Source organism: Pseudomonadota bacterium, from assembly GCA_016927275.1.
GTDB lineage: Bacteria > UBA10199 > UBA10199 > 2-02-FULL-44-16 > JAAZCA01 > JAFGMW01.
Genome location: JAFGMW010000073.1, coordinates 1 through 20,422, shown reverse-complemented (window position 1 = coordinate 20,422; position 20,422 = coordinate 1). Strand labels below are relative to the sequence as shown.

Genomic DNA, 20,422 nt, shown 5'->3' with positions numbered 1-20,422 from the left:
CTCGGCCCCGATCCTCTTGTCTATCTTCTTCAGGGCGTCCTCGAGCAGGCCGATGGTCTCGTGGGCAAGCTGAATGCCGTAGAAGAGCTGCTTGACCTGATAGACGACCTCCGATTCGGTCTGGGCCCTGCGGATCTTGGCCGCCTCGATGCCGCCGTCCGCGAGCCTCTTCGCGAGCAGAAGCTGCCCGAAGGTGGTCACCGGCATGCCGATGCCGACGTGGATGCTGTTGAAGAACGTGAGCTGGCCGTCGAAGAAGGCGTTGAACGCGTTGTCGACGTCGGTTGGGACCGGGGCCATGCGGTACTTGTACTCGATTATGGGCCAGAATGCGGCCGAGGCCTCCTGCCTCTGGCTCCTGGCCGCCTCTATGTCCTCCCCTGCGGCGCGGAGCCTCATGTTCCTGGTGAGTGCGAGCCTCAGGCAATCCTCGAGCGAGAGCCTCACGCGGCCCGGCCAACCCTTCGAGGGGTTCGGATCCAGGCCGAACTCCTCCTCCACGCTCTGATGTCCGGCGGAACTTGTCCCGCCCCGACTCAGCGCGCCCGACGATGAGCCGGGCGCATCGCCGAGATCGTCCGCCCCCTGTGCGGCGCAGGTCGCAGCGATCGCAAGGGCGAGACCGGAGGCGACAAGCCCCGCCACGCAGAAGCGCATTATTGCATGTCGCCAGGACATGGGTTCGTTTGGCTCCAGGTCGGTCAGGGTCCCACGCGGCGGCGACAGGGGGGACCCCGTTGCCGGCACGGCGGACGAAAGTCCACAGCCTCTAACAAAAGAGCCGATCGAACGCAACGCTTATTGGAACAGGGTAAAAACGAGTTTTAACGGCGAGTTAGCGCAGAAGCGACCTCAAAAAACGGCCCTTTCGGGGGAGGATCTTCTCAGTCTGGAGTTCGCAGGGCGTTGAATACGCCGACCGGCTTGAGCGGCAGCGTGAAGTTGAACTCGCTGCCTGCCCCCACCTTGCTCGTGAGCCACATCCGGCCTCCGTGCAGCTCCACGAGCTTGCGGGAGATCGTAAGCCCCAGCCCTAGTCCCTCGTGCGAGCGGGTGACTCCGCCGTCGGCCTGCACGAATCCGTCGAATATCGCGCGCTGCTTCTCAGGGGGGATCCCGATGCCTGTGTCCTTTATGCTCACCTGCAGCATCTCGCCGCACTTCTTCGCACCTATTGATATCTTGCCCGAATCGGTGAATTTCACCGCGTTGTCCAGCAGGTGCCTGATCACCTGCCCCAGTCGCTTCTCGTCCCCGAAGACGCCGGGAGTCCCGTCCTCCAGGTTGTTCTCGAGGGCCAGCCCCCTCTTCAATCTTATCTCCTCCGCAATCTTCGAGACCAGCCTCCTGAGGTTCACCTTCTGCACGTCGAGCTCCAGCTTGTTCGCCTCTATCCTGGAGAGGTCCATCATGGAAACCACGGTGGCCAGAAGCCTCTCGCCGCCCTTCCGTATGAGGGTGAGATGGCCCCTCTGCTCCTCGCTCAGCGGACCGTCGGCCCCGTCGGCCATGAGCTCCGCAAGCCCCATGATGCTGGTCAGCGGCGTGCGCAGCTCGTGCGAGAGGTTGGCAAGAAGTTGCGTCTTGAGATGTGCCGCTTCCTGAAGCTCCCGGTTCTGCCTGATCAGCGCCTGGTAGAGGTTGGCGTTGTGTATGGCGGTGGCGAACTGTACCGCGAGCAGCCTGAGCAGGTCCTTCGTCTCCGCGTCGTAGCCGCCCTTTTTGCGCTCGCCCAGATTGATCACGCCGTAGAGCCGGTCGCTCACGAAGAGCGGCACGCACGCCTCGGCGTTGAACTGGACGCAGTAGCGGAGCCCGTCGTTCTTGGCCGCGCGCACCGCCTTGTCCGACACGAACTCCTTGCGCGTCACTATTTTCCTGTACGACTCGAGCCACTCGAGGAACGAGGCGAAGCTCGCCAGGTCGAAGCCGAAGGGCCTCAGCCCGCAAGAGGCCTTCATCTGGAAGCGGTCGCTGGAGTCGCGGATGACCAGCGAGGCCCCGGAGGCGGAGAGTATCCTGCATGCCGCGGCCAGCAGCGCCGGGTAGAGCTCGCGCCTGTCCGTGATCGCGTTGAATCGCTCGAGATACTCCTGGAAGATCTTTCGGTAGTCGTAGCGGCTCCTCCTGAGCACGAACCGCCTGAAGAGCGACGAGACCTCGTTCCAGCGCAGCACGCACCCCATCACCGCGAGCAGGGCCGCGATTATCGGGGCGATGACGCTTATGGCGGGCATCGCCGCCATCCAGAAACGCATTGAGATCTGGGCCAGGCTCAAGGGTCCCCCACAGGATCGACGCGGATAATACACTAAAATCAAAGGGTTGACAAGCCGTTCCGAGCGAAAGGATGAAAAAACGCCCGGAATTCTCGCGCCGCACGGAGCGAGATGCTTGACTCGGGGCTCACGGGGTCGCATCATATTTCGTTAAAAATCCGTGCAGGCGAGTGCCTGGCTCGCGTGCGCGCAGCATCGGAGACCATACAAAAGATGATACGGAAACTGAGAGATATCCCCATCTTCAGGCGCGCGGCGTTGGTTGCGTCGGCGGTCCTGATCCTCGCCGCGCTCATCAACGGCGGCACCGCCGCTCAGGAGAAAGATCCCGATCAGCGCGGCAGGCTCATAGAGCGAACGCTGCACGAGACGGGAAAGAACTACTACGACCCCGACAGGATAGAGCCGCAGCGGATGCTCTCCGGCGCACTCGACGAGATGCAGCTCAGCGTTCCCGAGATGCTCGTCGATGACGCTAAGGCCTCAAAGCTCAATGTCACAGTGGGGCTGGCCTCCAGGCAGATCGGCGCTAAGCCCATGGCGAGCCTGGGCGACCTCTCGAGGACCCTGCGCGAGGTCCTCTCCTTCACGCTCGCGCACTATCGTTCCGACGACGACACGCCGCCCGAGGAGGTGGAGTACGCGGCCGCCGATGGGATGCTCAAGTCTCTCGACCCGCACTCCGGCTTCCTCCCGCCCAAGGTCCTCAAGGAGTTCAAGATCGGCACCAAGGGCAACTTCGGCGGCCTGGGAATAGTGATCTCCATCAAGGACGGGATGCTCACGGTGATAGCCCCGATAGAGGGCACCCCCGCATCCGCGGCGGGCATCATGGCGGGCGACCGCATCCTGCAGATCGACGACGAGTCCACGATAAACATGTCCCTCACCGACGCGGTCAACAAGCTCAGGGGCGATGTCGGCTCGAAGGTGACAATAGCGATAGAAACGCAGGGCAAGCCGATCCGCAAGATGACCCTCGCGCGTGCGCTCATAAACATCGAGAGCGTCAAGCACGCGGTGCTCGCCAAGGACGGCAAGCGCATCGGCTACATAAGGATAAAGAACTTTCAGAGCAACACCGACTCGGACGTGGGCAAGGCCCTGGCTGCGATGCGCAAGGGCGGCGCGGCCGTCGACGGGCTGATCCTCGACATGCGCAACAACCCGGGCGGGCTGCTCAACATCGCGGTGGACGTGGCCGACCGGTTCCTCGGCCAGGGCGTCATCGTCACCACGGTCGGCGCTCGCGGCAGGGTCATGGACAAGGACGAGGCCAAAGGCACGGGCGTGGAGCCCGATTACCCTGTCGTGATCCTCGTCAACGAGGGCTCGGCGTCGGCCGCGGAGATCGTCGCCGGCGCCCTTGCGCTCAACGACAGGGCTGTGATCGCGGGCCAGCGAACCTTCGGAAAGGGATCGGTGCAGACGGTGATGGACGTCGGGGAGGGCTCAGCGGTCAAACTCACGATAGCCCAGTACAAGCCAGCCGGAAGGCAGTCCATACAGGTGAGGGGGATCGCCCCGGACATCGCGCTCATCCCTGCGACCGTCGATGCGGACGAGGTGAACATAGTCGAGGACAAGCCCAGGACCGAGAAGGACCTGGAGCACGCCCTCGCAGGCGAGGCGGCTTCTGAAGGCCCGCTCGCGGAGCCGAAGTTCCGCGTGCAGTACATGGCGCCGAAGAGGGACGAGAAATGGCTGGAGGAAAAATCCAAGCGCGAATACTCAAGGGAGCCGGACATCTCCGGCGACTTCGAAGTGGAGTTCGCCCGCGACCTGCTCGCGAAGGCGGCGGGCGCGAGCGCGGCCGAGATGCTGAAAAAGTCGGGGCCGGTGATCAAGGCCGCACAGGAGTCCCAGCGAAAGGCCATGGCGGACGCCCTGACCAAGATCGGGATAGACTGGAAGATTTCGCCGACGAACGGAAAGCCCACCCTCAAAACGGCGCACAGGCTCCTCAAGGACGGCAAGGCGGTCCCCTCCGCCAGGGCCGGCGACAAAGTTCGCCTCGAGGTCTCGGCCACCAACGCAGGCGGCGGAGCCGCATCGCAGCTCATCGCTGTCGCCGAGTCGGAAACGGTGTACCTCGACGGCATCGAATTTCCGCTCGGGAAACTCCGCCCCGGCGAGACGAAGGGATTCTCCGCCCAGGTCGAGATACCGGAGAGCGAGCCGTCCGCGGAGCGCACCCTGAGGCTCAAGCTCATGGATGCGGCCGGCGCGCTTCCGTCCGTCGCGGAGATATCCCTGCAGATCGAGGAGCTGCCGCACCCGGCGTTCTCGTTCGAGATGAGATTGCCCTCCGCGGCAAAGGGCAGGCCGATGCCGAAGAACGCCGCTATCCCGGTGACGGTCGACATAACGAACACCGGCAAGGGGGCCAGCGGAGACGAGACCATCGTGACCCTCTCGAACGAGTGCGGCGAGAGGCTGTTCATAGAGAAGGGACGATCCAAGATCGGCGTGCTCCCGCCCGGCGCGAAGAGGCGGGCCGGATTCAGCTTCCACATGGTCGACGGCAAGCAGGAGAAGGAGGGCTGCGCGCTGAAACTCTCGATCGCGGATTTCAAGCACCTGAACGTCCTCTCCAAAAAGTTCGAGCTCATGACCGAAAGCGGCTCGACAAGACCGCAGACAGGCAGGATCTACGGGCCGCCGACGATAGAGACCGCCCCGCTGGCCAGATCGACCTCCGCCGCATGGACCACGGTCTCAGGCAAGGTGAAAGACTCGGACCCGGTCCGCGACATCTTCGTGTACGTGAAAAACCGCAAGGTCGCGTACGTGCCCAACGCCGAGGAGTCGAACACCATGGAATTCTCGGTCAGGGTCCCGCTCGAGGAAGGGCCCAACAACATCATGATAGGCGCGCGCGACGTCCAGGACTTGACCGCGCGCAGAATCCTGGCGGTCGAGCGCAGGAAGGCGACCCCCCCGGCCGGAAAAAAATGAGGTGACGCGGTGGAGCTGTTCGAAGGATCGGATCGTTTTGCGGGGAGGGGGCCCGGCTCGCCGGTGGTGGCGATCGGCATCTTCGACGGCGTCCACATAGGCCACCAGGAGCTCATGCGTCGCGCCCGCCTCGAGGCGCAAAGGCGCTCCGCCCTCTCGATCGTCTACACCTTCGAACCTCACCCGGTGAGGATACTCTCTCCAGCTCAGTGCCCCAAGCTGCTGACGACCCGCGAGCAGAAGATCGGGCAGATCCGCTTGCAGCAGCTCGACGCGGTGATCGTGGAGCGCTTCACGCAGGAGTTCGCGAGACAGGAGCCCGGGCGGTTCTTCGAGGACGTCATCAGGAAGAAACTTCGCGCCTCGTGCGTGGTGATCGGATACGACTTCACGTTCGGACAGCACAGGCAGGGGACAATAGAGACATTCGAGGATCTGGGGCGGAAGTCGGGCGTCGGCGTGATAGTCGTGCCCGCGGTGTTCGCAGGAGAGACTCTGGTGAGCTCCACCGTGATCCGCTCCATGATAGCCGCAGGCGAGGTGAAGAGGGCACGCGCGCTGCTGGGCAGGCCGTACGAGGTCGTCGGCGAGGTTGCCCCGGGCCGCGGCTTCGGCGCCGCACTCGAGGCCAAGACCGCGAACCTCAGGGTCGCGAGCGAGGCGCAGCCGATGGACGGGATCTACATCACGAGGACCCTTGTGCACGAGGGCGGCTACGGAGCGGCGCGACCCTCAAAATACGCCTCGATCACGAGCATCGGTGTCAACCCCACCTTCTCCGATGCAGCCCACACATTCGAGACGCACCTCATCGACATGGAGTTGGATATGATGGGAAAGACCGTCTCCGTTGAGTTTCTCGAGCGCGTCCGGGACCAAGCCCGATTCCTCTCCGTGGACGAGCTGAGGCGCCGGATACGCAGCGACATCGACTCGGCGCGCGAATACCACAGCCGGTCCGGAGGATGATGCGGAGGAGATCATGGCAAGAACAGAGTTCGAAACCCCGGTGATCTTCGGCGTGCTCTGCGACGGGAGGCCTGCGGCCCCCCGCGGCATGGAACGGAGGATTCGCGCGAGGATCCCCGAAGCGGTCCTGCTCCCCTTCCAGGTCGAGCCTCGCCATCTCAAGAACGTGCTGCGCTGCATGAGGCTCATGGACGTGGAGGGACTGATCGTCGCGGGCGGCCACAGAAGGCGCATGGCTCGCCACATCACGTCACTCGACTCCAGCGCCAGGGCAGCGGCTCTCGTCGATGTGATCGCGAGGAGCGCAAGGGGGTTCAGGGGATACTGTGCCGAAGAGATCGTCCGCTCAAGAGATAGCTATAAACAGTATAAAACCAATCTCCGCCGCAAAGGCCGGTCTTCAGATAAAGTGCGTCAAAGAACCGCTGAAGTGACCGTCGAACTTTTGACGGCACATCGTCAGTTCAAGTAATTATTATTTAAAGATATTCAGCAAAGAAACCTCTATACCGTCGTCCATTGCGGCAAAATCTACCCTCAAGCCCGATTCAGCAGGATGGGCACGTTATAAATCATAAAGATATTTCATAGGGTTATCGCTTCCTGTGCCTGGCGCAAACTATCAAATCCTTGGCACGCTTATTGTACATATTTACGCGTGGAGGACGTATAAATGGCGCACGCTGCTAACAAGTCTGCAGTGGAGGTCGTGGTGGTGGAGGACGACCCCACGTTCCTCTCCTTCTGGAAGCGTTTCCTGGAGGCAATGGGGGTGAGCGATTTCATGCTGATCGCCAACCCCTTCGAGGCGAAGGAGGTCCTCTGCAGGGTCAGCTGCAAGCTGCTCATCAGCGACATCAACATGCGGGGCATAAACGGCTACGAGCTCGCGAAGCTCGCGTGCGACTTCAACCCCGCCTGCTCGGTGATCCTCACCACCGCCTACGGCGCGAACCTCAAGCGCTTCGATCTCAAGAACTGCGCCTTCCATCTCCTCTTCAAGCCTTATAACGACATAGGGGAGCTCAACAAACTCGTGAAGCACCTGCTCAAGGGCGAGAACTCGTTCGACGATCTCTCGGAGGATTCCTGGTCGGAGAACGAGGACTATCCGCAGGTGATCGAGTGGAAACTCTGAATTAGATCAGCATCGGGTCCTGTCGCCGGGTCACCCCCATCCGACAAATTCCAAGCACCAAATCCCAAATTCCAATTAAGCACCAAAATCCAATTGCCGAATAACCAAACGCGATATTTTCGTTTGGTTATTGGAATTTTGGTTATTGGAATTTATTTGGCGATTGGTGCTTGGCGCTTGGAATTTCATTTGTTGTCGCCCTATCCGGCGCCACCCAATGCTGATCCAATTTTTACGCTGGTATGAGGTTGGCGAGCTCGGCGATCAGCTTCTTCGTCACCCCTCCGCGGAACTCCACGGTCACCTTCTGGCCTGCGGATGAGGGGGCGACCGCCTTCACGATCCCGAAGCCGAAGGTCGGGTGGCGCACGCGCATGCCCCTGGCCAGCCCCTCGCGCTCGTCGGGGGGGCGTTGATCGAAATCAAAATCGGGATCCGGGACTCGGGACTCGGGACTCGGAAAACCGTGACTCGGGAATCGGGACTCGGAGTTCGGGACCCGGGACCCGGGACCGGGAAAAGCGCAGCGGGTTGAAAAGCCGAGGCCGACGGGGATGCGGACCGAGTGCTCGTGCGGAAGGTCGTCCAGGAAACGCGAGGCGACGTTGTACCGCGACTGGCCGAAGTGGCTGCGCCGGAACGCGTGCGCGAGCGTCAGCCGATCCATCGCGCGCGTCATGCCCACGTAGCAGAGCCGCCTCTCCTCCTCGAGCTCGTCGGGATCGTCCGTGGAGCGGGCGTGCGGGAGCAGCCCCTCCTCGAGGCCCACCATATAGACCGACGGAAATTCGAGGCCCTTGGCGATGTGCAGCGTCATCATCGTCACCGCGCCCCTCTCGTCGTCTATCGCGTCCGCATCGGAGATGAGAGCCACCTGGTCGAGGAACTGCACGAGGGCGGGCGATCCGGGAGCAGGCGCAAACTCCTCCACCGCGGCGACCATCTCGTTTATGTTCTCGATGCGCGCCTCCGACTCGATGGTGGACTCGACCACGAGCGCCTCCACGTAGCCGGTGCGATCCAGCAGGTCGCGCGTCAGCTCCGGCATCGGCCTCTCGAGCGCCCCATCGGAGAGCGCCTCGATGACGTCCCTGAACTCGAGGAGCCTCTTCGACTGGGCGCCGCGCGGGATGCCCGCATCGACGAAGGGCCCTATCGCGTCGAAGATGCACGAGCCCATCTCCGCGGCGAAGGACTTGAGCCTCTCCACCGTGGTCCTGCCGAGCCCCCTCGCGGGCGAGTTTATAACCCGCAGGAGCCCCACGTCGTCGCATCGGTCCAACAGGAGCCGAAGGTAGGCGAGCACGTCCTTTATCTCGGCCCGCTCATAGAAGCGGATGCCCCCGTAGATCCTGTAGGGCATCCCCCTTTCGCGGAACACCTCCTCGAGCGGCCTCGACTGCGCGTTGATGCGGTAGAAGACCGCGTGGTCGCTGTAGCGGCGCCCGGCCCTGACCGCTTCCTCGATCCTGGCGGCCACCGCCTCCGCCTCCCGTTTCTCGGATTCGCAGGAGAGGACCTCCACCTTCGCGCCCGCGCCCTTCTCGGTCCATATCTCCTTGGCCTTGCGGCCCGCGTTGCGCGAGACGACGGACGAGGCCGCCGCGAGTATGGCGGCGGTGGACCGGTAGTTCTGCTCGAGCCTTATCACCCTGGCGCCGGGAAAGTCGTGCTCGAAGCGCAGGATGTTCTGTATGTCCGCCCCGCGCCATCGGTATATGGACTGGTCGTCGTCGCCCACAACGCAGATGTTGCGGTGATCGCGGGCCAGGGCGGAGACGAACCTGTACTGCGCGTGGTTCGTGTCCTGGTACTCGTCCACGAGTATGTGCCGCCAGCGCCTGCGGTAAGACTCGAGCAGCGAGGAGTCACCCTCGAGTATCTTCACCGCGAGCCTGATGAGGTCGCCGAAATCGGCGGCCGCGAGCTCGGAAAGCCTCCTCTGGTACAGCGAGTAGAGCTGAGCCACACGCGCGAGGTACGGGTTGCCGCCCGCGCCCGCCGCGAACTCCTCCGGCCCCTGGCACGAGTCCTTGGCGCGGCTTATCCTCTCCAGGACCGCGCGCGGCGGCATCCTCTCGCGGTCGATGTCCAGAGTCGCCATGCACTCCTTCACGAGTGAGAGCTGGTCCGAGTCGTCGTAGACCACGAACCTCTCCGGCAGCCCCGCCCGCTCGCTGTGGCTGCGGAGGAGCCTCAGGCACACCGAGTGGAAGGTCCCCATGGAGATCTCTCGGGCTGCGGGGCCCACGAGCCTCTCCACCCGCGTGCGCATCTGCTCGGCCGCCTTGTTCGTGAAGGTGACCGCGAGTATCTGCGAGGGATGGGCGGCGCCGCTCTCCACCATGCCCGCTATCCTGCTCGTCAGAACGCGGGTCTTCCCGGAGCCCGGCCCCGCCAGGATCAACAGAGGGCCCTCGCCGTGTTCAACCGCCTGCTGCTGTTGAAAATTGAGTTCCATAAAATGAAATTCCAATTCCCAAGCACCAATGACCAAATAAGCACCAATGATCAAGCACCAATCACCAAATAAGCACCAATGGCCAAGCACCAATGACCAAATAAGCACCAATGATCAAGCACCAAATCCCAAACAGAACCGTTTGGTCATTGATTATTGGAATTTGAAATTTATTTGATCATTGGGATTCGGTGCTTGGAATTTATTCAACGGTGACGCTCTTTGCCAGGTTGCGCGGCTGGTCGACGTCCGTTCCCTTGTGGTCCGCGGCGTAGTAGGCGATCAGCTGCATGGGCAGCGCCGTGAGCATGGGCGTCGCCTGCCAGCTCGCCTTCGGTATGGCGATGAAATGGCTCGACTTCTCGGCCAGCTCCGCGTCGTCGGCCTGGCCCAGCGCAATCACCGAGGCGCCCCTTGCCCTCACCTCCTCGACGTTCGAGAGGACCTTCTCGCGCATGCCGTCCCGGCACGCTATCGCCACCACCGGCACGCCGTGGTCGATGAGGGCGATCGGGCCGTGCTTGAGCTCGCCGGCGGCGAAACCCTCCGCATGCATATACGATATCTCCTTGAGCTTGAGGGCCCCCTCGAGGGCTATAGGGTAGTTGGTCCCGCGGCCGATGTATAGCACGTGCGAGGAGTACGACAGTCCCTCGGCGATCGTCCTTATCTCCTCCGCCTGCGCCAGTATCCCCTGCATGTGCCTGGGCATGTGCGTCAGCTCCTCCACGAGCCTGGCGAGCTTTCCCCTCTCGATGGTCCCGCGCCTCTGCGCCAGGTAGAGGGCGAAGAGCTGAAGCACCGCGAGCTGTGCGGTGAAGGCCTTGGTGGAGGCGACGCCTATCTCCGGCCCCGCGTGCGTGTAGAGCGTGGCGTCGGCCGAGCGCGCTATCGAGCTGCCGACAACGTTGCAGATGCCGAGGACGGGGGTCCCGAACTCGCGAGACATCCTCTGCGCGGCCAGGGTGTCGGCGGTCTCGCCCGACTGCGAGATCGGGAGCACGAGGGTGCGCGCATCGAGCAGCGGCTCGCGGTAGCGGAACTCCGAGGCGACGTCTATGGCCACCGGCATCTTCGCCAGCGCCTCGATGAGATATTTTCCGACCATGCCCGCGTGATAGGAGGTGCCGCACGCGACGATGGCTATGCGGTCGAAGCGGGGGGAGTCCCCGTCGAAGAGCGGTCCCGCCTCGTCCAGCACAACTTCGCCGCGGCCCCGGTCGATGCGCCCGGCGAGCACGTCCTGCATCACGTTCGGCTGCTCGAAGATCTCCTTGAGCATGAAGTGCTTGTACCCGCCCTTCTCGGCCATGAGCGGGCTCCACGGGATGCGCTGAGGCTCGCGCCTTGTCTCTGCTCCCGAGTCGTCGAATATCCTGATGCCGGCCGGCGTGATCACCGCGGTGTCGCCGTCCTCGAGGAAGATCATGTCCTTGGTGTAGGGAAGCAGCGCCGGTATGTCCGAGGCCACGAGGTTCTGTCCCTCCCCCTCGCCCACGACCAGCGGGCTGCCCCGCTTCGCCACGTATATGGCCTCCGGCTCGTTCACGTTCATGACCACAACCGAGTACGACCCTGAGAGCCTGCTGCGCGCGTGTCTCAGAGCCTCGAAGGTTCCTTCGCCCTTTCTGCGGTAGTGCTCGATCAGGTGGCAGATCACCTCGGTGTCGGTCTCGGAGCTGAACTTGAACCCCTCGGAGGTGAGGAAGCGCTTGAGCTCGCCGAAGTTCTCGATGATGCCGTTGTGCACGACCACCGTGTCGCCGGAGCGGTGCGGATGGGCGTTGGTCTCCGAGGGCCTGCCGTGAGTCGCCCAGCGCGTGTGGCCGATGCCCGTCGTCCCATGCATCGGCTCCTTCGCGATCGCCGCCTCCAGCCTCGCGAGCTTGCCCTCCACCCGCCTGATCGCCAGCCCCTGCGGGCCCACCACGGCGATGCCGGCGGAGTCATAGCCGCGGTACTCGAGCCTCTTGAGCCCGTCGAGCAGCACAGGCGTCGCGTCCTCTCTGCCCACGTATCCGATTATTCCGCACATCCTGACCTCCGAGCTGTTATCGACTTCGGGTCCTGTCGCCGGATTTTCCCCCAATTTTGGCATCGCCTCGACAAATCACCAAACAAACGCATCTTCAGCAGCTCGGCTGCTGGCAAAATTGGGTCCCCCTATCCGGCGCCACCCGAAGTCGTAACAGCATACTCCGATCTTAGAAAAAAACTGAGGCTCTGCCGTATAACATCCGACCTGCGGGTTCAAATCAAATCTCACTTTTTCCGCTGCCGGCGGCTTTTCCCCTTTCTTTCCGCGTATCCCTTGACCGTCTTTTGCTCCGAGCGCGAGAGGGCCAGCGCCCCCGCCGGCACGTCGCGGGTGATGGTGGAACCGGCCCCTATCACGGCGCCCCTTCCTACCCTCACCGGCGCGATGAACTGCGTGTCGCTGCCGACAAACGCGCCGTCTCCTATCACGGTCATGTGCTTGTTGACCCCGTCGTAGTTGCAGGTGATCGTGCCGCAGCCGATGTTGGCGCCGGCCCCCACGACCGCGTCGCCGAGGTAGCTCAGGTGGTTGGCCTTGGCGCCCTTTCGCATGGCGCACTTCTTGAGCTCCACGAAGTTGCCGATCCTCGCGCCCTCGCCGACGCTCGACCCCGGCCTCACCCTTGCGAACGGGCCCACGACCGCGTTGTCCGAGATCCTCGATTCCTCTATGACGCTGCCGGCTTTGATGTGGACGCTGTCGCCGATCACGGCGTCTCTGATGACCACGCCGTTCTCTATCGTGCAGCCGGAACCGATCCTCGTCTTTCCCATTATGAACGTGAAGGGCAGGACCTCGGTGTCCCTGCCTATGCGCGCGGTGCTGTCCACGTATGTGTGCCTGTAGTCGACGAGGCCGGCTCCCGAGAGCATGAGCCCCTTGTTGATGCGCTCCCGCAAGAGCTCCGCCGCGCGGGCGAGGTCCACGCGCGTGTTGATGCCGTGGAACTCCTCGGCGGGATCGCAGCGGTGGGCCGTCACGCCGATCCCCTCTTTCAGCGCCACGCCCACGAGGTCGGTGAGGTAGTACTCGCCCTTGGCGTTCCCGTTGCCGATCCTCCTGAGCGAGGAGAAGAGCCATTCGCGGTCCGCCATCAGGATCCCGGAGTTGACCTCGCGTATCGCCCTCTCCTCGGGGCTCGCGTCCCTCTCCTCCGCGATCTTCACCACGCTGCCGTCCAGGTCGCGCACGATGCGGCCGTAGCCGGTGGGATCTGCAGGGGCCATGGTCAGCACGCCGAGCACGGCCGCCCTCGCGCGCACGGCACAGATGAATTCCCTGAGCGACTCGGCGCGAATCAGCGGGACGTCGCCGCAGAGGATGAGCACGTCCCCCTTGAACCCGGACAGAGACCTCTCCGCGACCATGACCGCGTGCGCTGTGCCGAGCTGCTCCCTCTGCACGACCGCCTCGATCCGCTCCGACTTGAGATGCTCCCTCATGTCCACCTGCCCTGGAGCGATCACGACTTTTATCGGATCGGCCCCAGCGCCGTGTGCCGCATCTATGACGTAAGAGAGGACCGGCCTGCCGGCGAGATTGTGCAGCACCTTGGATCGCGCAGAGTTCATGCGCGTGCTCCTTCCGGCTGCAAGTATGAGGCCCGCGACCTTTCGCATCGAAACCTCCATCTAATTGATATCTCTAGCTTTTGAACGCCTACCGGTGCGCCACTATATGCAAATCGCCTTGAAAAACAAGGCAATTTTGACAACCCCTCCCCCTTTGTGCTAGGCGTTCGGAGAGAGGTGAAGCCATGTTCAGAAACGAAAAGAGGCCGGGCAGGGAACCATATCAGCCAAAGGCTGACCCTTATTCCAGGGAGCAGCACGGCGCATACATCGTTATCCGCCGCTCCACAATAATTAACTTCTTCGTGATCCTAATCATCATCGGGGCCATCTTCGCCCTGCACAGGGTGGGCAAAAAGTATCTCTTCCAGCAGGGTCAGCGGGTCGAGAGCGCCTCGGTCGAGAACACCCCGGTCGAGATCGCGGCGGTGGAGAACGCCCCGCTCGAGAACGCGGCGGTGGAAACGATTGTTGAGGGCGCATCCGGAGACGAGGCGTCCGCAGGGATGCAGCCGCTGCAGGCGACCGCAGATGTGCAGAGAGATCCGTCGGAGGGAGCGGCGCAGGCCGGCGCAGCCGAGACCGCGGCGGAACCCGGGGAACCGAAGCCCGCGCCTAAGAGGGCCGCCGCGCGCCCGCGCAGGGCCGCCTCATCGAGGGCCCCGCAACGCGGCGGCGCCGGGGACAAAAACTTTGGCGTAGAAAACCTCGACAACGAGCAGGCCCGCCGCAGGTATCTCGACTCCAACAAATCTGCGGCAAAGAAGCGCGCGCCCGAGGAGAGGGCCTACTCCACCTACACCATGCCCGAGCCGGCGAGGCAGGACTTCAGGTCGTACGCGACCGACGACCTTGACGGCGAGACCGCCAGGCAGCATTATCGCAAGGAGAACGACAGGCTCTCCAGCGCGGACCTGAGATGAAGGGCGGCCCCACCCCCCGATGACAGACGACCTCCCATTCGACAAGATAATACTGGCGGCGATGCGCCACGGCGCGGAGTTCGCCGAGGTCTTCGTGGAACGAGTGCGCACCAGCTCGATCTGCTGCGACGACCGGCGGATCGAGCAGGCGTCGGTCTCCTCCGACGCGGGCGTGGGCATCAGGGTGTGCATGGGCGGCCGCACCGCGTACGGTTCCACAAACGACCTCACCAGAAAATCCCTCATGGCCCTCGCCAGGGACGTCGGAAAAATGGCGAACGCGCGCAGGGTGAAGGCGCCCTCCCCCTCTTTTGCCGAGGCGGACGGTTCGCAGCTTGCGACGGTGCGCCGCCATCCCTTCGGCATATCCATGGACGACAAGTGCTCGGTCGTCAGCCGAGCCAACGAGATCGCATGGCAGGGGGGGAACAATATAAGGCAGACGAAGATATCGTACCGCGACCGGGTCAGGCGGATCCAGATAGCGGCCAGCGACGGGACCTTCGCAGAAGACGAACAGGTGGGCATAGTCCTCTCGGCGCAGGTGGTCGCAGGCGACGGCAAATCGCTCCAGACCGGGCAGGAGGTGATCGGCGGCGCAATCGGCTTCGAGCTCTTCGACGAGACCATGCCCGAGGAAGTGGCGGACAGGGCCGCGCGCCGGGCGATGCTCATGCTCTCGGCAGGCCCCGCCCCGGCCGGCGCCATGCCTGTGGTGATATCCTCCGAGGCGGGGGGCACGATGATCCACGAGGCGGTCGGCCACGGCCTGGAGGCGGACCTCGCGGGGGAGGGCCTCTCGGTCTACTCGAGGAGGATCGGCGATCGCGTCGCCTCTCCCCTGATCACGGTGGTGGACGACGCCACGCTCCCCGGCAGGCGCGGCTCGTTCAGCTTCGACGACGAGGGAAAGCCGGCGCAGCGCACAGTTCTCATCGAGGCGGGCGTGCTCAAATCGTACATGTCGGACGCACGCTCCGCGAAGAAATTTGACCTGCCCCGCACCGGGAACGGACGGCGCCAGAGCTACGAGCACGTGCCGATCTGCAGGATGACCAACACCATAATACTGCCCGGGCTTCACGACCCCTCGCACATCGCAAGCTCCACGCCCGCCGGCCTCTACGTGAAGAAGATGGGGGGCGGCCAGGTGAACACGGTCAACGGCGACTTCGTGTTCAACGTGCAGGAGGGCTACATCATCCGCGGGGGCGAGATCGCGGAGCCGGTGCGGGGGGCGACGCTGATCGGCAACGGGCCGCGGGTGCTGGAGTCGATCGACATGGTGGGCACCGACCTCGGCTTCTCCATCGGCACCTGCGGCAAGGACGGCCAGGACGCCCCTGTCTCCAGCGGCCAGCCCACCCTGCGCATACCGGAGATCGTGGTGGGCGGCACCGACTCCAGAAACTGATCCCTGATCCCCGATCCCCGATCCCTGATCCCCGACCTCTCGCCCCCGCAGTTTACTGTTGAATCAAAGAGCGGTTCGGGCCATAAGTCCGCGCATGAGATCGCTCATCTGCTCAATCTGCATGGCCGCGCTCCTCCTCCCCTCGGTCGCCTGCGCCTACAGCCGCGACTCGCAGGGCTACACGCAGGGCCGGCCCGAAGGGGTCCAGTCTGAGGACGAAGCGAGGCCCGCCCCCGCGGACCGCGGAGAGGAGACGGGCCAAGGCATGAGTTCGTCCCATATCTGGGGCTACGTGCTCTTGACCGTGGGCGGCATGGCAGCGATCGCAGGGTCGACGATGATCGCGGCCACCGATGAGGATGTCATCGGGGCCTGCGTCAGCGGCGGCGGGGCTGCCATGGCGCTGGCAGGCACGCTGTTGATCACATTCGGCTCGCACGGCGGTTACGCGGCAGGGCCTTCGATCGATCCGAAGAGCGGGACCTACGGCGTGGTCCTGGCAAGGCGCTTCTGAAATTTCTAAAACCATCATGCAAATCAATCTGTTGGGCTTTAGATGCGCCCTGCCCGGCCTGGACCCTGTTAAATTGAGTTGCAATCGGACAGGCGAAGATTTAATGCAGATGCCGATTTAACCCAAACTAAAGGAGGGGAAGATGAAGAAGATGTCTCTGTTGGTGGCGGTAGCGGTGGTGGCGCTGGCGTTCAACGCCTTCGCCCAGGTAGAGGTGAAGCAGGAGACGAAGGCGACCGGCAGCAAGGTCACCGAGAAGACCGAGGTGAAGGACACGGCAACGGGCGCAAAGGCCACGGAGAAGACGACCGAGACCGCAACCGCGACCACGACCGACACCAAGATCAAGGGTGAGAACATAAAGGCGGAGAGAAAGACGGTCGACACGGCGTCGGGCGAGGCGGGCAAGGCAAAGGTCCACATCAAGAAGGGCGCGATCAAGGACTTCAGCGTTGACTGGGTCTACTATCAGGAGGGCACGGACTACATCCTGGAGTACACCGTGAAGGACAAGGCCGATCCGGAGCTGCTCTCCGAGCTCGGGCTGACCTCCGACCAGGCCGACATGGTAAAGGCGGGCACGCACACCATGGTTTCCACCAGCCCCTACGCGGCGGACGACATGAAGGCCGATTTCCGCGCGCTGGTCGTGAAGGATCTCAAGAGCGCGATTGCGAAGAAGAACAGGTAACGACAGCCGCATGGCATCGAGGAAACGGGGGCGCGAAAGCGTCCCCGTTTTTTTATCTGCGCTTGTGCGCAGCCCTGATTTCATATAGAGATTCATCATAACAATCGAACGGAGGAACCAAATGGACCGCATGGCATCTATCGAAATGGCGCTGAAGAACGAGATCGCGGAGCGCGAATTCTACATCAACGAGGCGCGCCGCTCGCGCAACGAGCTCGCGAAGAGGATGTTCGCGCAGCTGGCGAAGGACGAGGAGGAGCACATGCACCGCATCCGCGCGCTGCATGAAAAGCTGATCAGCCAGGGAAACTGGCCCAAGGACATGCCCATCGAGGTAGCGGGCACGAACGTGAAGCAGATACTCGACGGGATAGTCACAAAGGCCGGCACCGCGAGCGACCACGACGACGACGACCTCAAGGCCCTCAGCAAGGCGATCGACTTCGAGGCAAAGGGAGTGGACCTCTACAACAGGCTCACCGGGCTATGCCAGAATCCGATGGAGAAGAACTTCTTCTCGTTCCTGGCCGGCATAGAGCGCGAGCACCATCGCTCGCTCGTAGACGCGCTGGCCTATCTCAAGGACCCGGAGGGGTGGATGATGCAGAGCGAGCGCGCTGGGCTCGACGGCGCATAGAAGGTCAGATCGCCTCCCCCGCGGCGTGGGCCGACGCCCATGCCCAGTGCAGGTTGTACCCGCCGAGGTCGCCGGCCACGTCCAGCACCTCGCCGATGAAATAGAGCCCCCTGCAAATGCCGGACTCCATCGTCTTCGACGATATCTCGCCGGTGTCCACGCCGCCCACGGTCACCTCCGCCTTGCCATAGCCCTCGGTCCCCTGCGGAGCGAACTCGATCGAATGCAGGGCCCCGCAGATCCGAGAGAGCTCTTTTTTTGAGTACGAGCTTATCGGCCGCGAGGGGCCCGCGCTCGAGCAGAGCGCATCGGCGAGCCGCGCAGAGAGGTGACGCGAAAGGCAGGTGCGAAGCTGCATCCTCGATCCCTCCCCCCTTCTCTTTTCGAGCTCATCGGCCAGCCTGACCCCGGGAAGAGCGTCGATGACGATGCGCGCGCCCTCCTCCCAGCGCAGCGACGCGCGCAGTATCGCCGGCCCGCTCAATCCCCGATGAGTGATCAGGCAATCGTCCTCGATCTTTGTCCTGCCGATCGAGACCTTCGCGCTGAACGATATGCCGGCGAGTTTCGAGAATATCCCTCTCTCCCCGGCGGACAGGATCAGCGGCACGAGTCCGGGCCTGCAGGGCACGACCCTGTGTCCGAACTGCCCGGCGAGCCTGTGCCCCAGATCGGATGCGCCAAGCGCGGGATAAGAGAGCCCGCCGGTCGCCACGACGAGCGACTCCGCTCGCGCCTCCCCGAAATCCCCCCTCACCTCGAATCGCGAGCCCCTCCTCACGCCAAAGACCCTCCCGATGGCCAGCCTGGCCTTTCGCCGGACCGCCTCCGAGAGGAGCATCTGTGCTATCTGCCTGGATGGGCCCCTGAGGAAGAATTGCCCTTGGGACCTCTGCTCGTACGCAATCCGCCGTTCATTGAGCAGCGAAAGAAAATCAAAGGGGCAAAAGCGCGCGAGCGCGGACTTCACGAAGCGCGGGTTCTCCGAGACATACGAGCCGGCGTCCACCGCAAAGTTGGTGAAGTTGCATCTCCCGCCTCCGGAGATGAGAAGCTTCTGCGCGAAATCGCGGCGGTGGTCGATCAGAAGCGCCCTGCGGCCGCGGCGCGAGGCCGCGAAGGCGCACATGAGACCCGAGGCCCCTGCGCCGATTATGATCGCGTCGAAATCCATGACAGCAGATTTATAGCAGATGAAAAGGAAAACTCCCAGCGCCCATGGCGTCGGAAATCGCCCGGGCGAGAGTCGATCATCTCCCCGACATGCCCTCCGCGATCCTGCTCAGCGCTGCGATGTTCCTGATTCTTTCCCTCTGCAGAGGATAGGCGGACTCGAGCGCCTTCCTGGCCGCGTGGAGGTGGTGGCCGACCCGCCTCCAGTCCTCGGCCCTCCACTCCCTGCCCTGGAGCACCGAGACCGCGGCGCGCAGCCTGTGGGCGCTTGCGATCGTCCAGTAGCCGGTCCTCTGCTTCTCGTAGTACCTCGCGGCGTAATCGTGGAACGACTCCATGGCCCGGGAATCACCCGACTTCATGGCGCACAGAAGCCCGTAGCGGATGCCGATTAAAAAACCTGGCCAATCGCTTTGCCAGAACTCCTCCACCGACCGGAGCCAGGCGTCGGAGGCGAGGGCTCCGGCGTCGGCGGCATCGTTGGTTGTTGCAGGGTTCAGGGTGCCGAACAGCTCCTGGGCGTATTCCCCTGCGATAGCGGCCGCCGGGAAGTTCTCCTGCTTGAACAAGATCGTTGCTGCATACAGAAACAGCTCCGCTGAGTTGAATTTCCGCGCATAATTGCTCGCCCTGGCGAATGTCAGCACGCCCGCATTGAAGTAATTTATGGCCTTATGCAGACTCTCAGGGTCGGATTCGACCCTCTCGAGCATCCTTTCGGTGGCGCCCTCGATAATATCTGAGATCTCGGGCCTCATGTTCCTCTTGGACATGCCCGCAAGCTGCCGAACAGTCATCTCCTTCTGAAAGACCCTCCTGCCGATCTTCGCCTCGGAGGGAAGCACCACCTTCTCGTCCATGAACGCATCGAGACCCCTCGCCTTATCGAGGAGCATCTCCGCGCTCTCGCTCTTGATCGCCGCGGACCTGTAGATGAACTCGGCGGAGAACTTTCCCCCGTCGATGCGGACCAGCGGCTGGCGCTTGGGGCGGCCGTCGGAGAGGCCGGCGAATTCGATCGCGCCGCCCTTGAACCCGACCGGAACCATGTTTATCGGCCCGAGGGTACGCTCCATCTCCATGGAGAAGAGCACCGGTGTTATGCACTGCGAAACGCCGAACCCAGTCCTCGCTGCCATAAAATCTCCTTATGATAAAAGTCGGATAATCGGCCCAGACCAATAGCCTCTTTATACGGCATAGGCAACAAAAAAATGAGTTATTTCAGCCGGATGGATTGAGCAGGATAAAATTGACCTGACGGCCCTCGTTTTTGTCTCTGCGCCAGGAGGAAAAGCGGTGGTCGCAGGAGGTGCACAGGTCCAGCATGTCGATGTGAGCGACCCCGGCCCGCAGGAGCAGGGCCCGGTTTGCGACCCCCAGGTCAACCCGGCGATCCCCCGAAATCCAGTCGCGCCCGAGATCGAGGGACTCAAGCCGCTCCACAACCTCTCTGCCCACTTCGTAACAGGGGCCGCATATGCAGGGACCTATCGCAGCGACGCAGTCGGCCGGATCGGTGCCGTAGGCGCGATTCATCCCGCGGATCGACTCGCCCGCGACATCCAGCGCAGTCCCCCGCCACCCGGCGTGCACGGCCGCGATCGCATTTTTCTTCGGGTCAGCTATGAGTATCGGCACGCAGTCGGCTGTGCG

17 protein-coding genes are annotated in these 20,422 nt (G+C 63.1%); 9 read left to right on the top strand and 8 right to left on the bottom strand.

What is annotated here, in order from left to right:
• A partial coding sequence (locus tag JXA24_04825; GenBank protein MBN1283080.1) for a TolC family protein occupies window positions 1–678 on the bottom strand: 678 nt, incomplete at its 3' end.
• A 206-nt stretch (window positions 679–884) separates the two neighbouring features.
• On the bottom strand, window positions 885–2,279 hold the full coding sequence (locus JXA24_04820; GenBank protein ID MBN1283079.1) for a HAMP domain-containing histidine kinase: 1,395 nt from the start codon (window positions 2,277–2,279) through the stop codon (window positions 885–887).
• Between the two features lie 213 nt (window positions 2,280–2,492).
• Between JXA24_04820 and JXA24_04815 the strand changes: the two genes are divergently transcribed.
• The 4 genes from JXA24_04815 (at window position 2,493) to JXA24_04800 (ending at window position 7,344) form a co-directional block, all read left to right on the top strand.
• Window positions 2,493–5,237 (top strand): PDZ domain-containing protein, encoded by a 2,745-nt coding sequence (locus tag JXA24_04815; protein MBN1283078.1) that lies wholly within the window; start codon window positions 2,493–2,495, stop codon window positions 5,235–5,237.
• A gap of 9 nt (window positions 5,238–5,246) precedes the next feature.
• Window positions 5,247–6,206, top strand: coding sequence for a bifunctional riboflavin kinase/FAD synthetase (locus JXA24_04810; protein ID MBN1283077.1), 960 nt, complete (start codon window positions 5,247–5,249; stop codon window positions 6,204–6,206).
• A 13-nt stretch (window positions 6,207–6,219) separates the two neighbouring features.
• Complete coding sequence (locus tag JXA24_04805; protein ID MBN1283076.1) at window positions 6,220–6,678, top strand: hypothetical protein; 459 nt, start codon at window positions 6,220–6,222, stop codon at window positions 6,676–6,678.
• 201 nt (window positions 6,679–6,879) lie between these two features.
• The gene (locus tag JXA24_04800; GenBank protein MBN1283075.1) at window positions 6,880–7,344 is read left to right on the top strand and encodes a response regulator; all 465 of its coding nucleotides are present in this window, start codon (window positions 6,880–6,882) and stop codon (window positions 7,342–7,344) included.
• A 232-nt stretch (window positions 7,345–7,576) separates the two neighbouring features.
• Here the strand turns inward: JXA24_04800 and JXA24_04795 are convergent, their stop codons facing one another.
• The 3 genes from JXA24_04795 to glmU all read right to left on the bottom strand — a co-directional run bounded on the left by JXA24_04795 (window position 7,577) and on the right by glmU (window position 13,462).
• Window positions 7,577–9,805 (bottom strand): UvrD-helicase domain-containing protein, encoded by a 2,229-nt coding sequence (locus JXA24_04795; protein MBN1283074.1) that lies wholly within the window; start codon window positions 9,803–9,805, stop codon window positions 7,577–7,579.
• A 202-nt stretch (window positions 9,806–10,007) separates the two neighbouring features.
• Window positions 10,008–11,840, bottom strand: coding sequence for a glutamine--fructose-6-phosphate transaminase (isomerizing) (glmS, locus tag JXA24_04790; GenBank protein MBN1283073.1), 1,833 nt, complete (start codon window positions 11,838–11,840; stop codon window positions 10,008–10,010).
• 227 nt (window positions 11,841–12,067) lie between these two features.
• Entirely contained in the window at window positions 12,068–13,462 is a 1,395-nt protein-coding gene (gene glmU / locus JXA24_04785; GenBank protein MBN1283072.1) for a bifunctional UDP-N-acetylglucosamine diphosphorylase/glucosamine-1-phosphate N-acetyltransferase GlmU, read from the bottom strand.
• Window positions 13,463–13,599: 137 nt separating this feature from the next.
• Here glmU and JXA24_04780 point away from each other — a divergent pair, with 137 nt between their 5' ends.
• From JXA24_04780 to JXA24_04760, 5 genes are all read left to right on the top strand, one after another.
• Window positions 13,600–14,337: a hypothetical protein gene (locus JXA24_04780; protein ID MBN1283071.1), complete on the top strand. Its 738-nt coding sequence runs from the start codon at window positions 13,600–13,602 to the stop codon at window positions 14,335–14,337.
• A 19-nt stretch (window positions 14,338–14,356) separates the two neighbouring features.
• Window positions 14,357–15,751 carry a TldD/PmbA family protein gene (locus JXA24_04775; protein ID MBN1283070.1) on the top strand — a complete coding sequence of 465 codons (1,395 nt, stop codon included), beginning with the start codon at window positions 14,357–14,359 and terminating at the stop codon, window positions 15,749–15,751.
• A 94-nt stretch (window positions 15,752–15,845) separates the two neighbouring features.
• Entirely contained in the window at window positions 15,846–16,265 is a 420-nt protein-coding gene (locus JXA24_04770; protein MBN1283069.1) for a hypothetical protein, read from the top strand.
• Between the two features lie 142 nt (window positions 16,266–16,407).
• The gene (locus tag JXA24_04765) at window positions 16,408–16,956 is read left to right on the top strand and encodes a hypothetical protein (GenBank protein MBN1283068.1); all 549 of its coding nucleotides are present in this window, start codon (window positions 16,408–16,410) and stop codon (window positions 16,954–16,956) included.
• Between the two features lie 121 nt (window positions 16,957–17,077).
• A complete protein-coding gene (locus tag JXA24_04760) occupies window positions 17,078–17,593 on the top strand; it encodes a ferritin family protein (GenBank protein MBN1283067.1) in 516 nt (171 codons plus the stop codon).
• A gap of 4 nt (window positions 17,594–17,597) precedes the next feature.
• On the opposite strand, the gene JXA24_04755 is transcribed toward JXA24_04760, so the two are convergent.
• The 3 genes from JXA24_04755 to JXA24_04745 form a co-directional block, all read right to left on the bottom strand.
• A complete protein-coding gene (locus tag JXA24_04755; protein ID MBN1283066.1) occupies window positions 17,598–18,767 on the bottom strand; it encodes an aminoacetone oxidase family FAD-binding enzyme in 1,170 nt (389 codons plus the stop codon).
• Window positions 18,768–18,843: 76 nt separating this feature from the next.
• Window positions 18,844–19,905: a hypothetical protein gene (locus JXA24_04750; protein MBN1283065.1), complete on the bottom strand. Its 1,062-nt coding sequence runs from the start codon at window positions 19,903–19,905 to the stop codon at window positions 18,844–18,846.
• A gap of 85 nt (window positions 19,906–19,990) precedes the next feature.
• Window positions 19,991–20,422: laccase domain-containing protein (locus JXA24_04745; protein ID MBN1283064.1), on the bottom strand; the 432-nt coding region annotated here is incomplete at its 5' end.